This window comes from Bradyrhizobium sp. LjRoot220 (genome assembly GCF_964252915.1).
Classification (GTDB): domain Bacteria; phylum Pseudomonadota; class Alphaproteobacteria; order Rhizobiales; family Xanthobacteraceae; genus Bradyrhizobium.
On the sequence record NZ_CAXUPS020000001.1, the window covers coordinates 295,887 to 317,591 of the forward strand.

Sequence of the window (21,705 nt, forward strand, 5' to 3'; positions counted from 1 at the left end):
CGTGGCTGAAACGATGGCATAGGCATAGCCAATGGGGACGAAGGTGGACGTTGACCGGTTGCAGTCCATCAGCAACCGGCTTGGAGAAGCGGTGCTCGACCCTGCGCTGTGGCCGGTCCTGATGCAGGACGTTTGCAGCGCCAGCGGTTCGACCAGCGCCTGTCTGCTGCAAAGCGACGTCCGGACTCCCGACGTGCCGATGACGGAGTCCGGGCGGGAATTCTTCAAGGCCTATTTCGACAATCACTACCACGAAAACGACATCCGTGCGGTTCGCGGCGTGCCGCTGTTGATGGCAGGACGTCAGATCGTCAGCGACCAGGACATCTTCACGTCCGAGACTGAAATGCTCCGCGATCCCCTGTATGCGCATGCGAACAGTTTCGGGCTGCGCTGGTTTGCGGTTGTCGGTTTTTTTGCGGGACCGGCGTTGTGGGGTTTTTCCATCCAGCGCTCGATCGCCGAGGGCGCTTTTGACGAATCCGAAAAAATGGCGCTAGCTGGCCTGTCGCAACGGTTGACCGAGACGGCCACGCTTTCGACCGCGGTCGGAAGGGGCGTGCTGTCCGGCATCACCAATGCGTTGACCTTCATCAAGCGTGCCGCGATTGCGCTCGACCGGTTCGGATCGGTCGTCGACATCAATCCAGCAGCGGAAGCCGCGCTTGGCGGCGATATTCAGGTCATTGGCCAGCGCCTCGTTATCACCGACGGGCGCGCGCAATCGGCGTTCAACAATTTCCTCGACCGGCTGAGAACCTCCTCCGACCTCGATGCGCTTGGCGTCGCGCCCATCGTGATCCGGCGCGACGGCAAGCTGCCCATCGTGATCCGCATTCTCCCGGTCGATGGCGCGGCGCGCAGCCCGTTTCTCGGGGCTCGCGCCATTCTCATCTTCTCCGGCTTCGATGAAGCGGAGGCCGAACAGTCGGCGATGCTGCGCCAGGCCTTTCACCTGACGCCATCGGAAGCGCGTATTACGCTGTGCCTGGCCGGCGGCAAGTCGCTGGAAGAAGTCGCGCAGGAAATGGCAATCGCGCATGAAACCGCGCGGTCGCACCTCAAAGCGATCTTCCGCAAGACCGACACCCATCGGCAAGGCGAGCTGGTTGCGCTGGTTGGCCGCTTGCGATAGCGGCGGCTGGCCGCCGCCAAATCCCGGATATTCTCAAAATGAGAATTGCTGGTGATAGGTGCCCAGCGTCGGCCGCGTTGCCGCCGTAACGCCTGTCACACAGCAAACAGGGCTGTCGCGCGGCTAACTCCCTGCACTGACTGCTGCAAACAACCCTTCCGGTTCCTCCAGTTCGACCAGCTTCTTCTTTTCGATCAGCCAGAAGCGATTGCCCACCGTTCGCACGAAGTTGCGGTCATGTGACACCAAAAGGCAGCTTGCCTGATGCACCATCAATTCAGCCTCCAATGCTTCCTGCCCCTCGATATCCAGATGATTGGTGGGTTCATCCAGCAAATAAAAATTTGGCTGCACAAGCCGCAGCAACAGCATGCCCAGACGCGCCTTCTGTCCGCCGGAAAGCTGGCCGATCGGACGGCCCTGCATCTCGATCGAGAGGCCGGCGCCCGCGAGCAAAGTGCGCGCACGCTGATCGCCGACATCGAAGCGACGGACGATCGCGTGTGCCGGTGTGTCGGCATCTGCAAGACCGGCAAGAGCCTGATCGCAATAGCCGAGAACGAGCGACTGCGTGGCCTTGAAGCCGGCTTGCACCGCGTCCCGATTTTCGATTGCTGCGCGCAGCATGGCGACAAGCCGGGTCTTGCCGGACCCGTTCAATCCCAGCAACACAATCCGGTCTCCCTTGCAGATGAACTGCTTGCCGGTTCGAAACAGCAGCCTGCCATCTGGCGTCTCGACTGTGGCGTCGTCCAGCGTCACCATCACCTTGGCGTGGGTTCCGCGATTGGCAAGCCTGATTGCGCCGGCGGATCGTTCGAGATGCGCAGGCTTCGCCGCATCTTCCAGTTTCCCGGCCCGCTGCTTCAACTGCCTGGTCTTTGACAACAGCAGGTCGCTGCCGGAATTGATGCCGATATTGCTGAGCTTCGCGGCCTGTTGGCGAAGCTGCTGGGCAGACTTCAGGTCATGTTGATAGCGCCGCTGGTCCGATGCGTCCACTTCACGGAGGGCGGCGCGTGCCCGTGTATAGGGCAATGAAAACAGCTGTGATTGCTCCGGCCGCAGGAACAGCGTCCGGTTCGTGGTCGCATCGAGAAAGGCGCGGTCGTGACTGGATATGACGACGGGCAACTCGCGCGGCAGCGCGTTCAGCTAGTTCTCAAGCCGGCTGATCCTGGTGAGGTCGAGATGGTTGGTTGGCTCGTCGAGCAGAAGCACGTCGGCCTCCGTCATGAGCACACGCGCAAGCATGGCAAGCCGCTGCCAGCCGCCGCTTAACTGTTTCAGCGGCCGCTGCCGCAACGCCTCGGGCACTTCGAGCGATTCCAGGGCAACATCGACCCGCCAGCTTTCGCTGAGCCGTTGTTCGGTGGAGAGCGTCTCGAGCACGGCTGCATAGAGGGGTGTCTCCATCAGCGCTTCCGGCACGTTCTGCTCGACACAGCCCACCGTCAGCCCGCGCGATCGGATGATCTCGCCCTCGCTCGCTTCCATGGTGCCTGCCATACAGCGCAGCAGGGTGGTCTTTCCGCGACCATTGGCGGCGACAAGCCCGATCCGGTCGCCGGGATTGACGACGAGGTTCAGCCGGGAAAACAGCGGCGCGCTCAGCGTCACGCCGAGATTGCGGATAGTAATAAGCGTCATGATCGTTCTCTGGTCTTGCCGGCGAACACGATATCCGGGGCATGCAGCCGTCGGCGGATGTCGGTGTCAAAGCGCGGCGATGGATGAGAATGCAGGCGCGAGCACAAGAACGCGCAACGCCGCATGGCCACGAAGGGCAGACCAGGAAGAAGTTCGGTAGAAGTCTCTGGTCAGCCCTGCAAACGCATTTGCAGGGCGTTGACCGGGCCACGCTGGCGATAGTGCCGGAAAAACGACGTCATCGCGCGGCCCTCCTTTCAGGATTGAGTGATGTCAAAATAACGCGCTCCGCACAGGAGCGCAAGCTAAAGTAGAGCAAGCCAATGTCTTGCCGTTCCAATCGTCAAGTCAATCCCTGGCGATGGGCAAACGTTCTCCGGACTGGCCCTCAGAAATTCACCCGGTTCGAGATCGCACCGTCGACGATGAGGTTCGAGCCCGTCGTGAACGAGGAGGCCGGGCTTGCCAGGAACACGGCGGCGTTCGCGATTTCCTGCGGCGTCGCCATGCGGCCGGTCGGGTTGCGCGCCAGCGTGTCCTGGTAGCGCTTCGGCATGTTCTGCTCGACCATGTGCCAGACGCCGCCCTTGAAATAGACCGTGCCCGGCGAGACCACGTTGACGCGGATTTTCTTCGGGGCGTATTGCCGCGCCAGGCCCTTCGCCATGTGCACCAGCGCCGCCTTGATCGGGCCGTAGGAGCTGGCGTTGTCGGCCTGCGCCGCCGAGATGGATGAAATCATGACAAAGGCGGCGTCGCCGTTCTTCTCGCCGCTCGCCTCCAGGAACGGCCGCGCGGATTCGAATGCGTTGACGGCGCCGAGCACGTCGAGCCGGAAATTCTGCTCCCACGAGGCGACGTCGCCGCCTTGCGCCATGGCGCCGGCGTTGGAGAACAGCATGTCGATGCTGCCGAGCTCCTGCGCGGCGCCCGCGATCCAGGATTTCAGCGCGGCCGCGTCGGTTATATCAACCGGTGCACCGGTCGCCTTCACGCCCCGGGCCTTCAGTTCGGCAACGGCACTTGCGACCTGATCGGCGTTGCGCGCACAGACGGCGACGCCGGCGCCTTCGCCGGCCAGCGTATCGGCAATCGCCCGTCCAATGCCGCGCGTGCCGCCGAGCACGATGGCGTTTCTTCCCTTCAGACCGAGATCCATGTTGTCTTTCCGTTGTTGGCGTTTGTTGTTGTTCTGCTTTGTTGCCCTGCGACATTGTAGCAGAACCGCAAGGCGGGCAAGCTGCCTGTCTGACGGTTTTGCATCATGCCGATATACAAGCCAAACATGGCCGTATAAAAAATACCGCATAGGTCCTTGGCGAGCCGGGCAGTCACTTCTGTTATTCAGAACCAATGTCAAGCCCCAAAATAAAAAATATTTCGCTTTTACAGAATACAAAATCAGGGTACATATTGGCCATCCCGTCCTACTCAGAAGGGCGTCGGCCGTCGTCACGGACGTTGGACGGGTTGCGGTGGACGCTGATGTCACGGAGACGACCGTGGCGGATAGCGTACGGCGAAGACGTGTGGTCCTGACGTCGCGGTGCTGGCGTCAATGCACCTGGAGACAATAGTTTTCAGGGCGCAACGGAGGCAAAAGAGCCGTTCTCCGGGGAGAGCTCGTTATAAGCCGTAAAGCCATTGCGCAGGGAAGGCCGGGTGTTCTCCGCTGCCCTGTATGCTCGTGTGCAGCTTTCTATCTACAAACCGCACACGGGACCGCGGGTGCAGCGCGCACCCGGTCTTCCCTGCGCCCTCTGTTTGGAGAGGGCGGGAAGTTCAACAGCAAACCTCGGGCGCAACGCGCCGCGAGATCGCGAACTCACATTCAGCTGTCATCACCCGCGCATGCGGGTGATCCAGTATTCCAGAGACGTCGATGGTACAACCGGGAGGCCGCGGCGTACTGGATCCCCCGCCTTCGCGGGGGATGACAGTTCGTAGAACCGGCCTGGTGGCGATTGCAACTTCTTCCGCGGTGAGGCACATCCCCTAAGCAAGGGAGCGAGACGCCTGTGAAAAGCACATCAGAAATCCTCCGCGATATCTGGACATCAGCCGGCGGCGACGTTTCCGCACTCGACGCAGTCAAGCTGACCGGCGAAGAGCCGCAACTGCCGTCGTCGTTTCGTGTCGCAGCCGCGGCGCAGGCCAGCGTCGCAGCAACAGGCCTTGCCGCCGCCGAGATCTGGAAGCTGCGCAGCGGGCAATCGCAGGACGTTACCGTCGACATGCGCCACGCCGTGGTCGAATGCCGCTCGGAGCGTTATCTGCGCGTCGACGACAAACCGCCGCCGCCGGCCTGGGACGCGATTGCCGGCATCTACAAGACGCGCGACGCGCGCTTCGTGCGGCTGCACACCAATTTCCCGCATCACCGCGACGCCGTCTGCCAGGTGCTGAACTGCAAGCCGGAGCGTGAGGACGTCCAGGCCGCGCTGATGCAGTGGGACGGCGAGCCGTTCGAGACCGCGGCCTATGCCGGCGGCGGCGTGGTGTCGATGATGCGTTCATATGAAGAATGGTCGGCAACGCCGCACGCCAGGGCGCTTGCCGGATTGCCGCTGATCGGAATCGAGAAGATCGGCGACGCCGCGCCAAAACCGTGGCCGAAGGGCGAGCGGCCGCTCGCGGGCGTTCGCGTGCTCGATCTGTCGCGCGTGATCGCGGGTCCGGTCGCCGGCCGCACGCTCGCCGCCCATGGCGCCGATGTGCTGTTGATCTCAGGTCCCGACCTGCCGGCAATTCCCTGGCTCACCATCGATACCGGGCGCGGCAAGCTGACGAGCTTTGTCGAACTCAAGCGCGCGCAGGGCCGCGCGGTGTTTCGCGATCTATTGGCGCAGGCCGATATTATTTCGCAGGGCTATCGGCCGCGCGCCATCGCCGGCCTTGGCTTCGCGCCGGAAGAGGCGGCCCGCATCAGCCCGGGGATCGTCTACGTGACACTGTCGGCCTATGGTCATGCCGGCCCCTGGGCGGAACGGCGCGGCTTCGACTCGCTGGTGCAGACGTCGACCGGCTTCAACCATGCCGAAGGGCAGGCGGCCGGCGTTGACGGGCCAAAGGAATTGCCGGCGCAGATGCTGGATCACGCCACCGGTTACCTCATGGCGTTCGGCGCCATGATGGCGAAGGCGCGGCAATCGCGCGAAGGCGGCAGCTGGCATGTTCGGGTGTCGCTGGCGCAGACCGGCCGATGGCTGTGGAATCTCGGCCGCGTCGCCGACGGCTTCAAGACCGCGGACTTGGAGGGAGAAACCGTGACGCTTTTCATCGAGGAGGCGGCTTCCGGCTTTGGCGCCCTGCGGTCGGTCCGCCATTCGGCGCTGTTGTCGAAAACCCCCGCATTCTGGGCCCGCCCGGCGATGCCGCTCGGCAGTCATCCGCCGCAATGGCCGCCGCGTGAATAGATTTTCAAGCCGGCCCTCAAGCCTGCCTCTCCAGAATTTAACGGCCGTGCTGGTTTTTTAGCTTGTTTGGAACTCGGATTAGGCCTTATGAGTAGGTGAGACAAATTGTCGCTATTGGTTATTGAATAGCCCGCATGCGAAGCAGATTTATTAAGGAATTACAGGTGCTTATTCGCCGGCGAGCGGTGGTGGCGATAGCCTTGCTGACGCTCGCAGGCGCGGGCGTCTATGGCTTCCTGCAGCTCAGTGGAACCAAACCCAGGCATTCCGAGGTGTCGAGCCAGTCCCGCAAGGGCGGGCTGCAGCGCTATAAGCCGTCGCCGGCCGAATGGGCCAGCCTGACCATCCAGCCGGTTACTGCGCGCGGCTTCCGCGCCGAGCACGTCACCGAAGGCAAGATCGCGATCGATGAGGATCGCTCGACGCCAGTGTTCTCGCCCTATGCCGGCCGGGTCACCCGGCTGCTGGTCCGGCCCGGCGACAGTGTGGTTAAAGGCCAGCCGCTGTTCGTGATCGAGGCCGCCGACAACGTTCAGGCGCAGAACGATTTCATCGGCGCGATAGGTGCCATGAACAAGGCGAAGTCTGCGCTCGATCTGGCCCAACTGCAGGGCCAGCGCGCCAAGGACCTGTTCGAAGGCAAGGCCGTCCCGCTCAAGGACTATCAGCAGAGCCAGGCGACGCTGATCCAGGCGCAGAACGACATGCGCTCGTCGCAGACGGCGATGGAGGCCGCGCGCAACAAGCTGCGCATTCTCGGCCTCACCGATGAGGACATCGCGACCTTTCAGGAGAAGGGCCGCATCAATCCGGAGACCACCATCTTCGCGCCCATCGCCGGCACCGTGGTCCAGCGCAAGATCGGTCCCGGCCAGTATGTGAACTCCGGCGCCAGCGATCCGGTCTATGTGATCGGCGATCTCTCCACCGTCTGGCTGGTCGCCTTCGTGCGCGAGACCGATTCCGCCAACGTCGCGATCGGGCAGGACGTCACGTTCAACGTGCTGGCGTTGCCGAACAAAACGCTGTCGGCGCGCGTCAATTACGTTTCCACCGCGATCGATCCGGCGACGCGGCGGCTCGTGGTCCGCGCCACCATCGACAACACCAACGGCGTGCTCAAGCCGGAAATGTTCGCCAATGTGACGATCTATTCGGCCGGCGATCATCCGGCGGTCGGCGTGCCGAAGCAGGCGTTGATCTACGAGGGCGACCAGGTCCGGATCTGGGTCGCGCATGCGGACCAGACGATTGAACTGCGTCAGATCAAAGCGGGCCTCGCCAATGGCGATCTCGTCGAAGTGATCGGCAATCTGAAGCCCGGTGAGCAGATCGTAACGAAGGGTGCACTGTTTATCGACCGCGCCGCGTCCGGAAGCTGAATGGATCGCCTCGTCGCCCTTGCCGTCAGCCGCCGCTATTTGATGGTCGGCATGTTCGTCGCGGTGATGGTCGGCGGCCTGATCGCGTTCAGGCAGCTCAACATCGAAGCCTATCCCGACCCGACCCCGCCGATGGTCGATATCGTGACGCAAAGTCCGGGGCTGTCGTCGGAGGAGATCGAGCGCTACATCACGATCCCGATCGAGACTCAGCTTGCCGGCATCAAGAACCTGCGCACCATCCGCACCATCTCGCTGTACGGCCTGTCCGACGTCAAACTGCAGTTCTCGTTCGACTACACCTATGAAGAGGCGCTGCAGCAGGTATTGAACCGGCTGTCGCAACTCGCGCCGCTGCCGGGCAACGTGCAGCCCGGCATTTCGCCGCTCAGTCCGGTCGGCGAAATCTATCGCTACCGGCTGAAGGGCCCGCCGAACTACAGCGTGCTCGACCTCAAGACGCTGCAGGACTGGGTGCTGCAGCGTCGCTTCCGCGCCGTGCCCGGCGTGATCGACGTCACCGGCTGGGGCGGCAAGACCAAGACCTATGAGCTGCAGGTCGACTTCAACAAACTGGTTGCCAATGGGCTGACGCTGCCGCAGGTGCTGCAGGCCGTTAGCAACGCCAATATCAATGTCGGCGGCAACACCGTCAATATCGGCGCGCAATCCGCCGTGGTGCGCGGCGTCGGCCTGATCCGCTCGATCGACGATCTCAACAACACCATGGTGTCGCAATCGGGCGGCAATCCGGTGCTGGTCAGCGACATCGCGCATGTCACCATCGGCGAGAAGCCACGGCTCGGAATCGCCGGCCTCGACCAGGATGACGACATCGTCCAGGGCATCGTGCTGATGCGGCGCGGTGAACAGAGCGCGCCGACCATTGCCCGCGTCGAGCGGCTGGTCGCGTCCATCAATAATTCCAGCATCCTGCCGCCGGGCGTCCAGATCGAGCGGATCTACGACCGCAAGGATCTGATCGACATCACCACCCACACCGTGCTGCACAACATGGTGGTCGGGATCATCCTGATCGTGCTGCTGCAGTGGATCTTCCTCGGCGATCTCAGGAGCGCGTTGATCGTCGGCGCGACGATCCCGTTCGCGCTATTTTTTGCCGTGATCATCCTGGTGCTGCGCGGCGAATCCGCCAATCTGCTCTCGGTCGGCGCGATCGATTTCGGACTGATCGTCGATGCCACCGTGATCATGGTGGAGGCGATCTTCCGCCGGTTGTCGCAGACCGCTGCCCTGTCGGAAGCCGAGCGCAGCCACATCTCCTTCGACACCACGATGGACATGAAGAGCCACGCCATCCTATCCGCCGCTGCCGACGTGTCGCGCTCGATCTTCTTTGCCGCCGCCATCATCATCGCCGCCTTCCTGCCGCTGTTCACGCTCAGCGGCGTCGAAGGCAACATCTTTGGACCGATGGCGCGGACCTATGCCTATGCGCTGGCGGGCGGATTGCTGGCGACCTTCACTGTGACACCGGCGCTGAGCGCCATCATCCTGCCCTCGCATATGGAGGAAACCGAAACCTGGATCATGCGGCAGCTCGACCGGCTCTATCTGCCGGTGCTGAACTGGGCGATCGCCAACCGCAAGCTCGTGATGGCAGGCGCTGCGGTCCTCGTCCTCGCGACCATCATGTTCGCGCGGCTGCTCGGACTGGAATTCCTGCCCAAGCTGGAAGAGGGCAATCTGTGGATCCGCGCCACGCTGCCGCCGACCATCTCGCTGCAGGAAGGCAACAGCTACGTCAACGAGATGCGCAAGCTGATCCGAAGCCGTCCCGAGGTGGAATCGGTGGTGTCGCAGCACGGCCGTCCCGATGACGGCACTGACGCCGCCGGCCTGTTCAACGCCGAGTTCTTTGCGCCGCTAAAGCCCGCGAGCGAGTGGCCGGGCACGCGTGACAAGGAAGAATTGACCGCGCAGTTGCTGGCGCAGTTGCAGGACAAATTTCCCGGCGTCGAATTCAACTTCTCGCAGTATCTGCAGGACAACGTCTCGGAGGCGGTGTCGGGCGTCAAGGGCGAGAACTCGATCAAACTATTCGGCAACGATCTGCAAGCGCTGACCGACACCGCCAACAAGATCAAATCCGTCCTCGCCACCGTGCAGGGCGTGACGGATCTGGCGGTATTCACCTCGCTCGGCCAGCCGACGATCCAGATCGACATCGATCGGGCGCGGGCGGCGCGCTACGGCCTGTCGCCGGGCGATATCAACGCCACCATCAAGGTCGCGATCGGCGGCGACAGCGCCGGTGACATCTATGAGCCCGGCAGCGACCGGCATTTCCCGATCATCGTTCGCCTTGCGCCGGAATACCGCAAGAGCGCGGAAGCGATCCACAATTTGCGGATCGGCGCCCCGGGCCCGAATGGTAGCGTCACGCAGATTCCGCTCAGCGAAGTCGCCTCGATCAACCTGATCTCGGGCGCCGCCTATATCTACCGCGAAGGGCAGGAACGTTATCTGCCGATCAAGTTCTCGGTCCGAGAACGCGACCTCGGCAGCGCGATCCAGGAGGCGCAGGACAAGGTCGCTGCGCAGGTCCAGTTGCCGCCGGGATCGCGGGTGGAGTGGGTCGGTGAATTCGGCAATCTGCAGGACGCGATCAAGCGGCTCTCGATCGTGGTGCCGTTAAGTCTGGCGCTGATCGCGGTGCTGCTGTTCTTCAATTTCAGTTCGATGGTCGACACGCTGCTCGCGATGAGCGTGATCCCGATGGCGATCTTCGGCGGCGTGCTCGGGCTGCTGATTTCGGGCATTGCCTTCAGCGTGTCGGCGGCGATCGGCTTCATCGCGCTGTTCGGCATCGCGGTGATGGACGGCATCATCATCCTGTCGCAGTACAATCAATTGATCGACGAGGGATACGAGCGGACGCGGGCCGTAATCCGCACCGGCGAATTGCAATTGCGGCCGGTGCTGATGACCTGCGTCGTCGCCGGCGTCGGGCTGCTGCCGGCGGCGTTGTCGGCGGGGATCGGTTCGCAGGTGCAAAAGCCGCTGGCGGTGGTGGTCGTCACCGGCATGATGCTGGCGCCGATCGTCATCCTGGTGACGTTGCCGGTGCTGATTTCGGTATTCTCGCGTAGGGCGCGCTGATGCTGGCCTACCGCCAGGCTATGGGCATGTGCCCATGTTTTCTGCCCACTCCGTTTGTGGTTGACGTGAGCTAGCCGCCGTCCCCTGATACCGGCTCCATACAACCGCGGGAGAACACCGTGCGGATCGAGGAAAGCCAGGGCCAGGGTCGGGATCAGCGCGCGCCATCGGGCGCCACCGCCGAGCAGATTCTCGGCGAGATCCGCGACTATTGCCGCGCGACGCAGACCGCCGAGTCCACGTTCGGGCGGCTGGTCGTCAACGACGGCAAGTTGGTATCGCGGCTGCGCGACGGCGCCAAGATCACGACCGGCACGCTCGACAAGGTCCGCGCCTATCTGACCGAGCACCGCCCCGCTGCGCCGTCGGCGCAGAACCTGCCGTCGCCAGCTGTTAAACCCGTCAATGGTGCCGCCCCGGCCGTCGCCCCGCCAGGCTTCCGATTCTTCGACAACCGCCAAAAATACCTGCTGTTCGTCTCGACCTGCAGCGAGAAGACCGAGGTCGGCCACCGCATATCGCTCGAGCTCGGCAACCTGCAGCCGACACCGCCGGCGCTGCGGATCTTCGATGCCGGGGTCGGCGACGGCACCGTGCTGTCGCGGGTGATGCGGGCAGTGCATGCGCGCTTCCCGACCATGCCGCTCTATGTCGTGGCCAAGGAGATCAGCTACGAGGACGTGCGCCTCATGCTGGAGAAGATGGCGGACCGCCTGTTCGAGCACCCCGCCACCGTGCTCGTGGTCACCAATCTCTATTACGCCGAAGCACCGTGGCTGACGCCGCGTTCGGCGACCGCAGCCCAGGGCCTGATCTGGAAAGACGTCACGCTGTCGGGCAACACCGCGCACGGCTTCGCCGAGCAGATCGGCGAGCTTGAGGGATTCCTCGCCGAGAACTGGCGCGCGGGCATCAGCCTGACCACCGGCAATCCGGTCTATCAACGGCCGATCGTGCTGACGCTGCGGCGGGAGGATCATTCGTTCCTGCTCGATCCGATCATGCCGCGGCCGGGACGGGTGATGGCCGATTATGATCTCGTCATCGCCTCACAGCCCTACCGGGCGCGGGCCAGCGTCGAGTTCAAGGCCTCCAAGGTGGTGACGCCGCTGGTGAAATCGCTGCGGCCCGGCGGGCGGCTGATCGGCATTCATTCGCACGGCAAGGATCCCGGCATCGAGATCATCGATCAGGTCTGGCCGGGTGACGATCCCTTCAAGACCGACCGCTACGCGATCCTGCGCCAGGTCAAGCACGAGCTTGGCGCAGCGGCGCGGCATTACAATTTCAACGCATCGTCCGACGCGCGCTCGATCTTCCGCTACCACATGCACACGCTGCCCGATGAGGTCAGCGGGCCGATCGGAACCTCGACGCTGTTCGCGGCCTGGAATGCCGCGATTTACGTCGCGCAGATCGAGGATGTCCGCCTGTCGGAAGTCGTGCGCGGCGGCCGCTATCTGGAGGCCACCGACAAGGTCCTGAAGAAACACGGCGGCCTCTGGTTCAACGACGAAACCTATGTGATCTCGCGCCGCCGCGCGCCGGCCTGACCGGGGGAGGCGTCCATGACCGCGCCCGACCAAACCCGCTCCAGCGAGTTCGCCGCGCAACTGGCTTCGGCCAGCGTCGAGATTTCCTCGCATGGCCGTCAATTGCCGGAGTTGCGCGATAATTTCGCGCCGGGCATCGATGTCACCATCACGTTCCTGCCCGGCGACAATTATCGCCACAACGTCGAGACAGCGACTGCGTTGCGCCGTGCCGGCTATAATCCGGTGCCGCATATCGCTGCCCGTGAAATGGTCTCGCAGCCCGCGCTCGATGATTTCCTGGCGCGGCTGCGCGGCGAGGCCGCCGTCACGCGCATTGTGCTGATTGCAGGCGACGTCGCGGCCGCCAAGGGCCCCTTCAAATCGGCGCTGGACGTTGGCGCCAGCGGATTGATCGAGACCCATGGTATCGCGCGCCTCAGCGTGGCCGGCCATCCCGAGGGCCATCCATTCCTCGATCACGCCCACGCGCTGAAAGTGCTCGGCGCTTGGCGGGACTGGGGCCGGCAGACCAACATCGAGGTCGATGTCGTCACGCAATTCTGTTTCGAGAGCGCGCCGATCCTGCAATGGATCGCGGCGCTCAATGCCGCCAGCATCGATCTTCCGGTGATCGTCGGTCTGGCCGGTCCGGCGACACCGGCGACGCTGACAAAGTTCGCACTCCGTTGCGGCATCGGCAATTCAATCCGCGCGTTGCGCGGCCAGATCGGTCGGTTCGGCCGTCTGTTGACCGACACTGGGCCGGATGACGTCGTCAGAGGCCTGTGCATTGCGCCCGCTGATGCGACGGCGCCGATCGCGGGCTTCCACCTGTTCCCGTTCGGCGGCCTGCGCAAAAGCGGCGAGTGGCTGCGGAATTATGATCGCGACCCGCTCCGGCAAATGGAGCGAGCGGCGATCTTGAAAACCTGATCTCAGGGGCGATTGCTACGTGGGCACGGCAGGTGAATCGGCGAGAGCTCGGCCGAGACTGGTAACGCTCGAACCTGACGGCCCATGATGTGAATGCGGCGGCTTCTCATCTGAATGTCCGGATTTATCGTTCGGTAAGATCAACGGCTTATCGAACCATAAGCTATGCCGTTTGACTAATCGTCCGCCCGCCCGGACTATCAGGCATCACCTGGAATCAATTCATGCGAACATTTTCACAGAAATTCAAAACCGGGGCATCGGTCGCCGCGGTGATTGTCGTGCTGACCGGCATTTACAGTTACCGCAAACTGCAGGCGCTTGCCGCCGATCCCAATGGCGAAAAGGATTGCGGGCCGGCGGCCGGCGGGGGCGAGCAGGCCAAAATCGACCTAGAACGGATCAAGGCGATTGCGCCGCTGAAAGACGTCAAGTGGTCGCAGCTCGGCGGCAGCATCAACGATGCAAGCTGCCTCAACAAGACAGAAATCTACGGGGTGGTCGAGGTGCGCAGCGTCGATGACATCGAGAAAACGCTGACGTTCGCGCGGGATCACAAGCTCTCGGTCACCACCGCCGGCGTGCGCCACAGCATGGGCGGGCAGGCGTTCCGCAAGGGCGGCATTGTGCTCGACATGCGCGGCTTCAACAAGATCGTGCTCAACGAGAGCCGGCGATCCATCACCGTGCAGCCGGGCGCGACCTGGCACGAGATCCAGAACCTGCTGCACCCGCGCTTTGCGGTGCGTGCCATGCAGTCGACCGATATTTTCAGCGTCGGCGGCTCGATCTCGGTCAACGCCCACGGCATGGACCATCAGGCCGGCGCGCTGCGAAAATCGATCAAGTCGATGCGGGTGATGCTGGCGGACGGTACGCTGCGCACGGTGTCGGAAACCGAGAACAAGGACCTGTTCAACCTCGTGGTCGGCGGCTACGGCCTGTTCGGCGTCATCGTCGAGGCCGAACTCGATATATCAGACAACCTGGTCTACCAGACCGGACGGCGCGTGATGGACTACAAGGAGTTTCCGGGCCTGTTCGCCAAGGAGATCGAGAAGGATGCCAACATCGGCCTGATGTACGGGCACCTCTCGACCGCGCCGAGCAGTTTTCTCAGGGAATTGCTGCTCTATACCTACACCAAGGTTGACGGGTCGGATTTCAAGCGCGAACCGCTGGGCGAGGTCTCAGGCACCAAGCTGCGACGGCTGACGATCAACCTGTCCAAGCAGGGCCCGCTGTTCCAGGAAATGAAATGGCTGTCCGAGAAGCACATCGAGCACCGCATGGAAACCTGCACGGTGACGCGGGCGCAGGCGATCGGGTCGGCGGAAGCCTGCCTTGTCAACCGCAACGACCCGATGCACGACTCGGTGCCGTACTTGCGCAACGCGTTGCCTGACGACACCGACATCCTGCACGAATATTTCATCCCGCGCAGCCAGTTCGTCTCCTTCGTCGACGGCATGCGCAAGGTGCTGATCGACAACAAGACCAATTTGCTGAACGCGTCGGTGCGCATCGTGCATCAGGAAGACAACTTCCTGACCTATTCGCCGGAGCCGGCATTCTCGCTGGTGCTTTACATCAACCAGACCACGGATGATGAAGGCAACAAGCGGATGAAGAAGGCGACCGAAGAGCTGATCGATATCACCATCGCGCACAAGGGCCGCTTCTTCCTGCCCTATCAGCTGTATTATTCGAAGGACCAGTTGCAGCGGTCCTACCCAGAGATCAACGACTTCTTCGCAGCCAAGCGCAAGTATGATCCGGCGGAATTGTTCACGAACACGTTCTATCAGAAGTATGCGTCGTGATCTGCGTCAACTCCCTCGCCCCACTCTTGCGGGGTCGAGACGAGCGAAGCTCGCTCTTAGAGGGTTGGGGTGAGGGGCTCTATCCGCGATACCGGTATTATTGGTTAGACCTGTACCCCCTCACCCGGATCGCAAGGGCGATCCGACCTCTCCCCGCAAGCGGGGCGAGGTAAGAAAGATCACAGCCGCGCATTGCGCTTGGGCGGCAGCCCGCGGCAGCCGCCGGCTTGTTCCGCGTCGAGCACCAGCAGCGCACCCGCTGCATAGAGGCGGGCGACGAAGCCGGCATCGTCGGAGCGGGCAAAGGTAACATAGTCGTTGGCCGCGAGCACCCGGCCGTTGGCCTTGGCGATGATGGCCAGCGCCTGCGCCGGCGGGCCGACGATCGCGATCGATTTGCCCGGCGCCGATCCGAAAGTCAGGGCCACTACGACGGCAAGCCAGCCGCATGCCACGAGCGCCACTGCGCCCGCGATCTGGCGCAATGGCCGCAGCCTGCTGCGATGTCGCACTTCAGTAGTCATAGAAATGCTCGATGCTCACGCCCCTGGACTTGAGGTCGCGGTTGATATCGACGAGGCGGTTGATCCCAGCCTTCAGGCCGGCTCTGCGGAAGCCGGGTTTGCCATCGAGCTCCAGCGAAAACAGTTCCGTGGTCCCGCTGACGTCGAGCTTGGCGGTGTCTGGCGCGATGACTGTGATCAGGATTTCACGGTTGCCGGCGATCTCGGCAAAGCCAAAACCCTGGTCCAGCAGGCTCTGCAGGATTTCCGTCAAGTCCTTGTAACGCGGCGCCTGCGCCAGCTGCCATTGCGGCGTCAGCGCACGGATTGGTTTGATACGCGGCTCCTTCGCCAGTACCGTCGGCGGCAGCGTGGCGACCACGAACATGATGTCGCGCGGTTCGCTGTCGCCGCCGGCATCTAACGCTTTCTGGAGCAGCGCGGCGTAGCCGACCTTGAGGTAATATTCGGTGCCGAGCGCGAACGTGCGCTCCCATGTTCGCAGCGGGCTTTCGGTCCGCGCCGAGATCGCCATCAACCCGTCGAGCTTCTCGCGAAACGGAAACTTGTACCAGGGAATGGTGTAGAGAAACGCGGCGTAGTCCTGCAGCACCTTGCGGGCGTACAGATCTTGCGGGGTCCGTTCCTCGCCCCGGATCCATTCGAACACGCGGCCGATGGTGTTTTCGTAAAGCCCCTTGATCGCGTACTCGATCGAGTAGCTGATGCCGATGACATAGATCATGGTCTTGACTTCGGTGAGCGATTCGCCGCCCGGCGGCACCGCCTGATTGATGGTGCAGAAGCTGCGCCAGAACCCGAAGATGTGCCCGAGATAGTTGAAATGGCTTTCGCTGGAGTGATCGAGGAAGCGGCCGAAATCCTCGAAGGAATAGACGATGTACCATTCGGGAAAGGTGAAGAACGTGTTGTTCTGCTTGCGCTGGTAACCCTGTTCATTGATCGCAGGAAGCGTCACGGACGGCACAGGTGACGCCGAAGCTGACGTTGAGGGGCGGCACGTGCCCTCGATATAGGCGAGCGGCCCAAGCACCGAGACCGCGATCAGGATCGCGATGACGGCAAGAATACGCCGCAGCCCTTTAAGCATGAACGGCGGCCCGCGTCCGTGGCGCCAGCAGATACCCGATCAGGATCGCGACGCCGCCGAGGGTCAGATGCGGCGCATTGGCGAAAAAGCGCGTCGCCAGCGGAAGGTTGAGCACACCGTTGATCAGGATGCCGAAGTCGAGATAGCCCGAACCCGTGAAGAGACCGAGCAAGCCGTCGGCAAAGTAGAACGCGCCGAACAATTGGAAAAACAATTCCGAGGCACGGCGAGAGGTCAACGCTGCCGTAAGCGCCCACAGCGCGGAAACCAGATGCAGCCCGTCGGCATACCAGGTGCGGCGGAACAGGCCGAAGATCATGTCGTTCTGGTCGATGAAGGCCGGAATGTATCCGGTCAGGATCACGAAGCCGAGCAGGGCCGCATAGCCCCAGGCACATAATCTGATGATGTCCATATGTCTCCGCCCTCTCGAATCTGTGCCTGAGTCTAGAGTTTTCCGAGCGCCTTGAGCAGGGCGTCGTTGAACAAAGTCGGGTCCTCGATTTGCGGAATGTGGCCGAGCCCGGGCAGCAAGGTCAGGGTGGTCTCCGGCGGCAGCAGCGTTCGCAAATCAAGCGCCTGCTCAGCCGGGGTAATGCTGTCCTTGTCACCCCACAGGATGGCGACGGGGAGTTTGATCCGCGCATAGGCGTTGCGGTCGGCACTGACGGCTTCGCGGTCGGCGCCGAGGAAGTAATGCAGCCAGTCGGCGATGTCGGAGGTGGTGTCGCGCTGCGTCGTCGGCCGCTGCAGGATTGCGACGAACTCAGGCAACGCACGTTCCTTTTTTGCGATCATGGCCTCCAGCAGCGTCTTCGTCGCCACCGGATTGGTGATGGTGAGCGATACCAGTATTTCGCGAATCCATTTCGGCTGGACGATCCATGGCGCGTCTGACGGAGCCGTGGTCAATCCCAGCGCCGCATCCACCAGCACGAGTCCACGCGCCCGGTCCGGATATCGCATCACGAGTTCGGTTGCGGCGCCGGCGCCAAACGAATGGCCGACGATGATCGCAGGCTTGGCCCTCAGGTGAGCAAGAACATCGTTGATGCGCGCGGCCTGGTCCTGCCGCGTATAGCTGCCCGGACGATCCGAGAAACCGAATGGCGGCAGGTCGAGCGCGATGACGCGGAAGCCGGCGGCGGCGAGCACGCTGGTCGTGTGCCGCCAGAGTTCGCTCCAGGCCGCGGTGCCGTGAAACAGCACGACCGGAATTCCATCCGCCGGGCCTTTTTCCTGCACGAACACACCGCCGGAACTGGTCGGCACCAGCTTGCCCGACGGCGGCGCGAGCTCGGCGCGGGCGTGGGTTTCGCGGATCGATGCCGCCATCCGGAACGCTGTTGTCGCGAGCACGATCAGTATCAGGAGCGCCAGCAGCGTTTTGGCCGACCAGCGCAGAATATTTGAGATCACAAGGCCTCGCAGAAATGGATCGCTCAAAATCGAAGGCAGTCAAATCGGATCGAGTTCTAAGCTATTGCAGATTCCCGGTGATGGAAAATGCCGGACATGATCAGCGGTCGGTTAACGCCTGCGACAAGTTGCGAATTATTGCCCGGATGGCGTGCGCAGGCCGTGCCAGGCGTCGCGCACCTGGTGGTAATGCACTTCCGGCAGATAATCCGGCGTGTTGAGCCCCAGCGTCTTGACGTCGAGCCGGCCGATGGCGCTGAGCAGGGTGTAGGAGGCGATCACGCGGTCGCGCTGCGCGCCGATCAATCGCGCCTTTGCCAAGATCAGATCCTGCTGCGAGTTCAAGACGTCGACCGTGGTGCGCTGGCCGCCCGCGGCCTCGCGCTGCACGCCCTGCAAGGCGACTGTTGCCGCACGGACTTCGGATTCGGAAGCGGACACCGCGACCTTGGCGCCTTCATTGGCAACCCAGGCCCCGACTGCCGCGGTGCGCGCCTGGTTGCGGACCTGGTCGAGCACCAGCCGGCTTTGGGCGGAGATTTCCTTGGCCTGCCGGGTCTGTGAGGCCGCCATGCCGCCATCGTAGATCGGCTGGTTGAGCTGGCCGGCTATCGAGGCCTGGTCGGTCCTCGAGGTCTCCAACGTGGTATCCGTTTGATTGCTGCGGCTGGCGCTGCCTTGCAACGTGATCGTCGGCATCAGGCTGCTCTCGGCGACGCGAATGCTGGTCGAGGCGACGTCGACGTCAAAGGCAGCCGCCATCACGGCCGGATGTTGCCGGAAGGCGAGGCCGGTAGCGTCATCGCGGCTGCGCGGCAGAATGCGGTCCACGGCTTCGGCGGGGCTCAATTGCGCCGGCGCGTTGCCGATCACCTGGGTATAGGTCGCCTGGCTGACGGCCAAGGCAACCTCGGCGGCGTTGAGGTCGGCGAGGCCGCGATTGAGGCGGGCTTCAGCCTGTGCGGTGTCGGTCGGCGTAACATCGCCGGCGTTGAGACGCTTCTGGGTAATGCCCAGCGTTTCCCGCAGAAACGCGACGTTGGAACGCTGCGCGGTGACGAGCGACTGATTGGCCAGCACGTTGGTGTAGACAGTGACGGCATCGAGCAGCACGCCCTGGCCGACATTGCGCAGGGCCTCGCGGCCGGACGAAACCTGCAGTTCCGCCACCCGCACACTATTAGCGGTCTTGAACCCGTTGAACAGCGTCTGGGTCACCGTCACCCCGATGGTCCAGGGTTTCAAGGTCGCCGACTGAATGGTGTTGTCGGGCAAGAGGTTGCGGACGGCCTGCAGGCCGGCGGTCAGGCTGGCGACGATCTGTGGCCGATACCCCGCCAATGCCTGCGGCACACCTTCGTCGGTGGCGCGCTGCCGCGCGCGTTCGGCGTTGAGCTGCGGATTACTCTGATAGGCCTTGGCCAGGGCGTCCGGAAGGTTCTCGGCCTGCGCACCGGCGGCGGCAAAAACCAGGCAAATCATCGCGCCAAGGCCAATGCCCGATCGAAGCACGCGCCTTGTCACGTGACCAATACTAACGGCACGTACAACCATTTGATCCCGCAACTACCAGGCCCATCCGCCCCCGCCGACGGCCTCGTCACATCTACCTTTTTAAGGGGCGGTGTCGCCACTGACAAACGGTCGCGCGACATCAGCACAGGAATTCGGTGCTTGGCTGTTGCAGTCTCGTCACAGGCGAAGTTCGGTAACAAATGCGTTATAGCTCGGAGCAGCCAGCGTCCTATTCCAGGGCGGCCGGCGCTTGGGTTAAGCCGGGTCCGCATTTTGATGCCCAAACTGTTTTCCGAGCCCGAAGCGATCGCGGAAGATATCATTCGCGATGTCGGAACCAACCTCGTCGTCGGGTTGCCGCTCGGGCTCGGCAAGGCCAACCACATCATCAATGCGCTCTATGCGCGTGCCGTTGCCGATCGTTCGATCAACCTGACCTTTTTCTCGGCGCTGACGCTGGAAAAGCCGAAGCCCGGTAGCCTGCTTGAAAAGCGCTTCATCGGTCCCGTCATCGACCGGCTGTTCGGCGGTTATCCAGATCTTGCTTACGCCGGGGCGCTGCATGCGGGTGCGCTGCCACCGAACATCCAGGTGATTGAATTTTTCTTCCTCGCCGGAAAGTGGCTGCACGCGCCGTATCCGCAGCAGCACTATATTTCCGCAAACTACACGCATGCCTCATCCTATCTGCTGGTGCGCGGGCTCAATGTCGTCACCCAATTGGTGGCGAAGCGTGTGGAGGGTGGGGTCGCGCGCTATAGCCTGAGTTGCAACACCGATACCACGCTCGACATTTTGCGCGCCCGCGCTGAAGGCCGTGCCGCGTTCAAATTGGTGGGGCAGGTCAATTCCGAGCTGCCGTTCATGCCCGGCGCCGGCAACCTCGCGGGCGACGAATTCAGCGCGGTGCTCGACAGCCCCGAGACGGATTTTCCGCTGTTTGCGCCACCGGCCGAGCCGATCAGCGACACCAAATATGCCATCGGCCTGCATGCCGCGGGGCTCGTGCCCGATGGCGGCACGCTGCAGATCGGTATCGGGCAGGTCAGCGACGCACTGGCGCAGGGCCTGATCGTGCGTCACCGCGACAATGCCCAATTCCACGCCATCATGAAACGCCTTGCGCCGGAACAAGCGGTGCCGCAAGCCGGACCGTTCGAGAAGGGTCTCTACGGCGTCAGCGAAATGCTGTTCGAAGCGTTTCTCGGCCTGATCGAAGCCGGCGTTCTCAAGCGCGAAGTCGACGGCGTGATACTGCACGGCGCGTTTTTCCTGGGGCCGAAAGCGTTCTATCGCGCCCTGCGCGAGATGACGTCGGAACAGATCGCGCGCATCCAGATGATGCCGGTGTCGTTCACCAACCAGCTTTATGGCGACGAGGAAATCAAGCGTCGTGCGCGGGTCGATGCCCGCTTCGTCAACAATACGATGATGGCGACCCTGATGGGATCAGCGGTTTCCGACGGCCTTGAGAACGGCCAGGTCGTGAGCGGCGTCGGCGGCCAGTATAATTTCGTGGCGCAGGCTTTCGCACTCGAGGGTGCGCGATCGATTCTCGCGCTGGAAGCAACAAGGCAGGCCGGCGCCAAGGCGCAATCCAACATTCTCTGGAACTACGGCCACCAGACCATTCCGAGGCATTTACGGGATGTTTTCGTCACCGAATATGGCGTCGCCGATGTCAGAGGGAAATCCGATGCCGAAACCGTCGCGGCGATGCTTTCGATAACCGACTCCCGCTTCCAGGCCGAGCTCGCAAAAGTGGCCAAGGATGCCGGCAAGCTGCCGAAGGATTTTGAAATTCCGCGCGCGCATCGCGACAATTTCCCGGAAACGATCGCAGCAGCCTTGAGGCCGGCGCGCGAGGCAGGCGTGCTGCCGTCATTCCCGTTCGGCAGCGATTTCACCGCGACAGAACAGCGGCTGATCCCGGCCCTGCAATTGCTGCGGGAGGCGCAACGCACGCCGTTGCGGTTGCCGGGGTTGCTGTGGCAGGGGTTCACGCGTCAGCCGGATGCAGCCGACAGCGAATGTCTGGCGCGGCTGGGCCTCGACCGTCCCGCGACACTGGCCGAGCGCGCCTATCGCGCGCTGGTCAGCGCGGCGCTGGCGCGGAGCAGGGCGGCGAAATAACTCCAGCGTCGTCCCGGCGCAAGGCCG

General features: G+C 62.9%; 14 protein-coding genes and 1 pseudogene. 8 read left to right on the forward strand and 7 right to left on the reverse strand.

What is annotated here, in order from left to right; genetic code table 11:
• The first annotated feature begins 31 nt into the window (after positions 1-31).
• Positions 32-1,135 (forward strand): helix-turn-helix transcriptional regulator, encoded by a 1,104-nt coding sequence (locus tag ACSQ84_RS01285; protein ID WP_436209838.1) that lies wholly within the window; start codon positions 32-34, stop codon positions 1,133-1,135.
• A 123-nt stretch (positions 1,136-1,258) separates the two neighbouring features.
• On the opposite strand, the pseudogene ACSQ84_RS01290 reads toward ACSQ84_RS01285, so the two are convergent.
• Together ACSQ84_RS01290 and ACSQ84_RS01295 are read right to left on the reverse strand one after the other, a co-directional pair.
• Positions 1,259-2,785: pseudogene (locus tag ACSQ84_RS01290) on the reverse strand (ABC-F family ATP-binding cassette domain-containing protein).
• 388 nt (positions 2,786-3,173) lie between these two features.
• On the reverse strand, positions 3,174-3,944 hold the full coding sequence (locus tag ACSQ84_RS01295) for an SDR family NAD(P)-dependent oxidoreductase (protein WP_436209839.1): 771 nt from the start codon (positions 3,942-3,944) through the stop codon (positions 3,174-3,176).
• Between the two features lie 859 nt (positions 3,945-4,803).
• On the opposite strand from ACSQ84_RS01295, the gene ACSQ84_RS01300 reads away from it, so the two are divergent.
• From ACSQ84_RS01300 to ACSQ84_RS01325, 6 genes are all read left to right on the forward strand, one after another.
• The gene (locus tag ACSQ84_RS01300) at positions 4,804-6,201 is read left to right on the forward strand and encodes a CoA transferase (protein ID WP_436209840.1); all 1,398 of its coding nucleotides are present in this window, start codon (positions 4,804-4,806) and stop codon (positions 6,199-6,201) included.
• 134 nt (positions 6,202-6,335) lie between these two features.
• Positions 6,336-7,583, forward strand: a complete 1,248-nt coding sequence (locus tag ACSQ84_RS01305; RefSeq protein ID WP_436209841.1) for an efflux RND transporter periplasmic adaptor subunit — start codon at positions 6,336-6,338, stop codon at positions 7,581-7,583.
• A complete protein-coding gene (locus tag ACSQ84_RS01310; RefSeq protein ID WP_436209842.1) occupies positions 7,584-10,706 on the forward strand; it encodes an efflux RND transporter permease subunit in 3,123 nt (1,040 codons plus the stop codon).
• 125 nt (positions 10,707-10,831) lie between these two features.
• Positions 10,832-12,259 (forward strand): hypothetical protein, encoded by a 1,428-nt coding sequence (locus ACSQ84_RS01315; RefSeq protein ID WP_436211140.1) that lies wholly within the window; start codon positions 10,832-10,834, stop codon positions 12,257-12,259.
• A 15-nt stretch (positions 12,260-12,274) separates the two neighbouring features.
• Entirely contained in the window at positions 12,275-13,174 is a 900-nt protein-coding gene (locus ACSQ84_RS01320) for a hypothetical protein (protein WP_436209843.1), read from the forward strand.
• 224 nt (positions 13,175-13,398) lie between these two features.
• A complete protein-coding gene (locus ACSQ84_RS01325) occupies positions 13,399-14,997 on the forward strand; it encodes an FAD-binding oxidoreductase (RefSeq protein WP_436209844.1) in 1,599 nt (532 codons plus the stop codon).
• Between the two features lie 179 nt (positions 14,998-15,176).
• On the opposite strand, the gene ACSQ84_RS01330 is transcribed toward ACSQ84_RS01325, so the two are convergent.
• The 5 genes from ACSQ84_RS01330 to ACSQ84_RS01350 form a co-directional block, all read right to left on the reverse strand.
• Positions 15,177-15,521 carry a hypothetical protein gene (locus ACSQ84_RS01330; protein ID WP_436209845.1) on the reverse strand — a complete coding sequence of 115 codons (345 nt, stop codon included), beginning with the start codon at positions 15,519-15,521 and terminating at the stop codon, positions 15,177-15,179.
• Positions 15,511-16,611, reverse strand: coding sequence for a hypothetical protein (locus ACSQ84_RS01335; RefSeq protein ID WP_436209846.1), 1,101 nt, complete (start codon positions 16,609-16,611; stop codon positions 15,511-15,513). The genes ACSQ84_RS01330 and ACSQ84_RS01335 overlap by 11 nt, the downstream gene beginning before the upstream one ends.
• On the reverse strand, positions 16,604-17,026 hold the full coding sequence (locus ACSQ84_RS01340; protein ID WP_436209847.1) for a hypothetical protein: 423 nt from the start codon (positions 17,024-17,026) through the stop codon (positions 16,604-16,606). Before ACSQ84_RS01340 ends, ACSQ84_RS01335 begins: the two co-directional genes overlap by 8 nt.
• Before the next feature lie 32 nt (positions 17,027-17,058).
• A complete protein-coding gene (locus tag ACSQ84_RS01345; protein ID WP_436209848.1) occupies positions 17,059-18,030 on the reverse strand; it encodes an alpha/beta fold hydrolase in 972 nt (323 codons plus the stop codon).
• A gap of 135 nt (positions 18,031-18,165) precedes the next feature.
• Positions 18,166-19,512, reverse strand: a complete 1,347-nt coding sequence (locus ACSQ84_RS01350) for a TolC family outer membrane protein (protein ID WP_436211141.1) — start codon at positions 19,510-19,512, stop codon at positions 18,166-18,168.
• A 309-nt stretch (positions 19,513-19,821) separates the two neighbouring features.
• On the opposite strand from ACSQ84_RS01350, the gene ACSQ84_RS01355 reads away from it, so the two are divergent.
• A complete protein-coding gene (locus tag ACSQ84_RS01355) occupies positions 19,822-21,678 on the forward strand; it encodes an acetyl-CoA hydrolase/transferase C-terminal domain-containing protein (protein ID WP_436209849.1) in 1,857 nt (618 codons plus the stop codon).
• Positions 21,679-21,705: the final 27 nt, after the last annotated feature.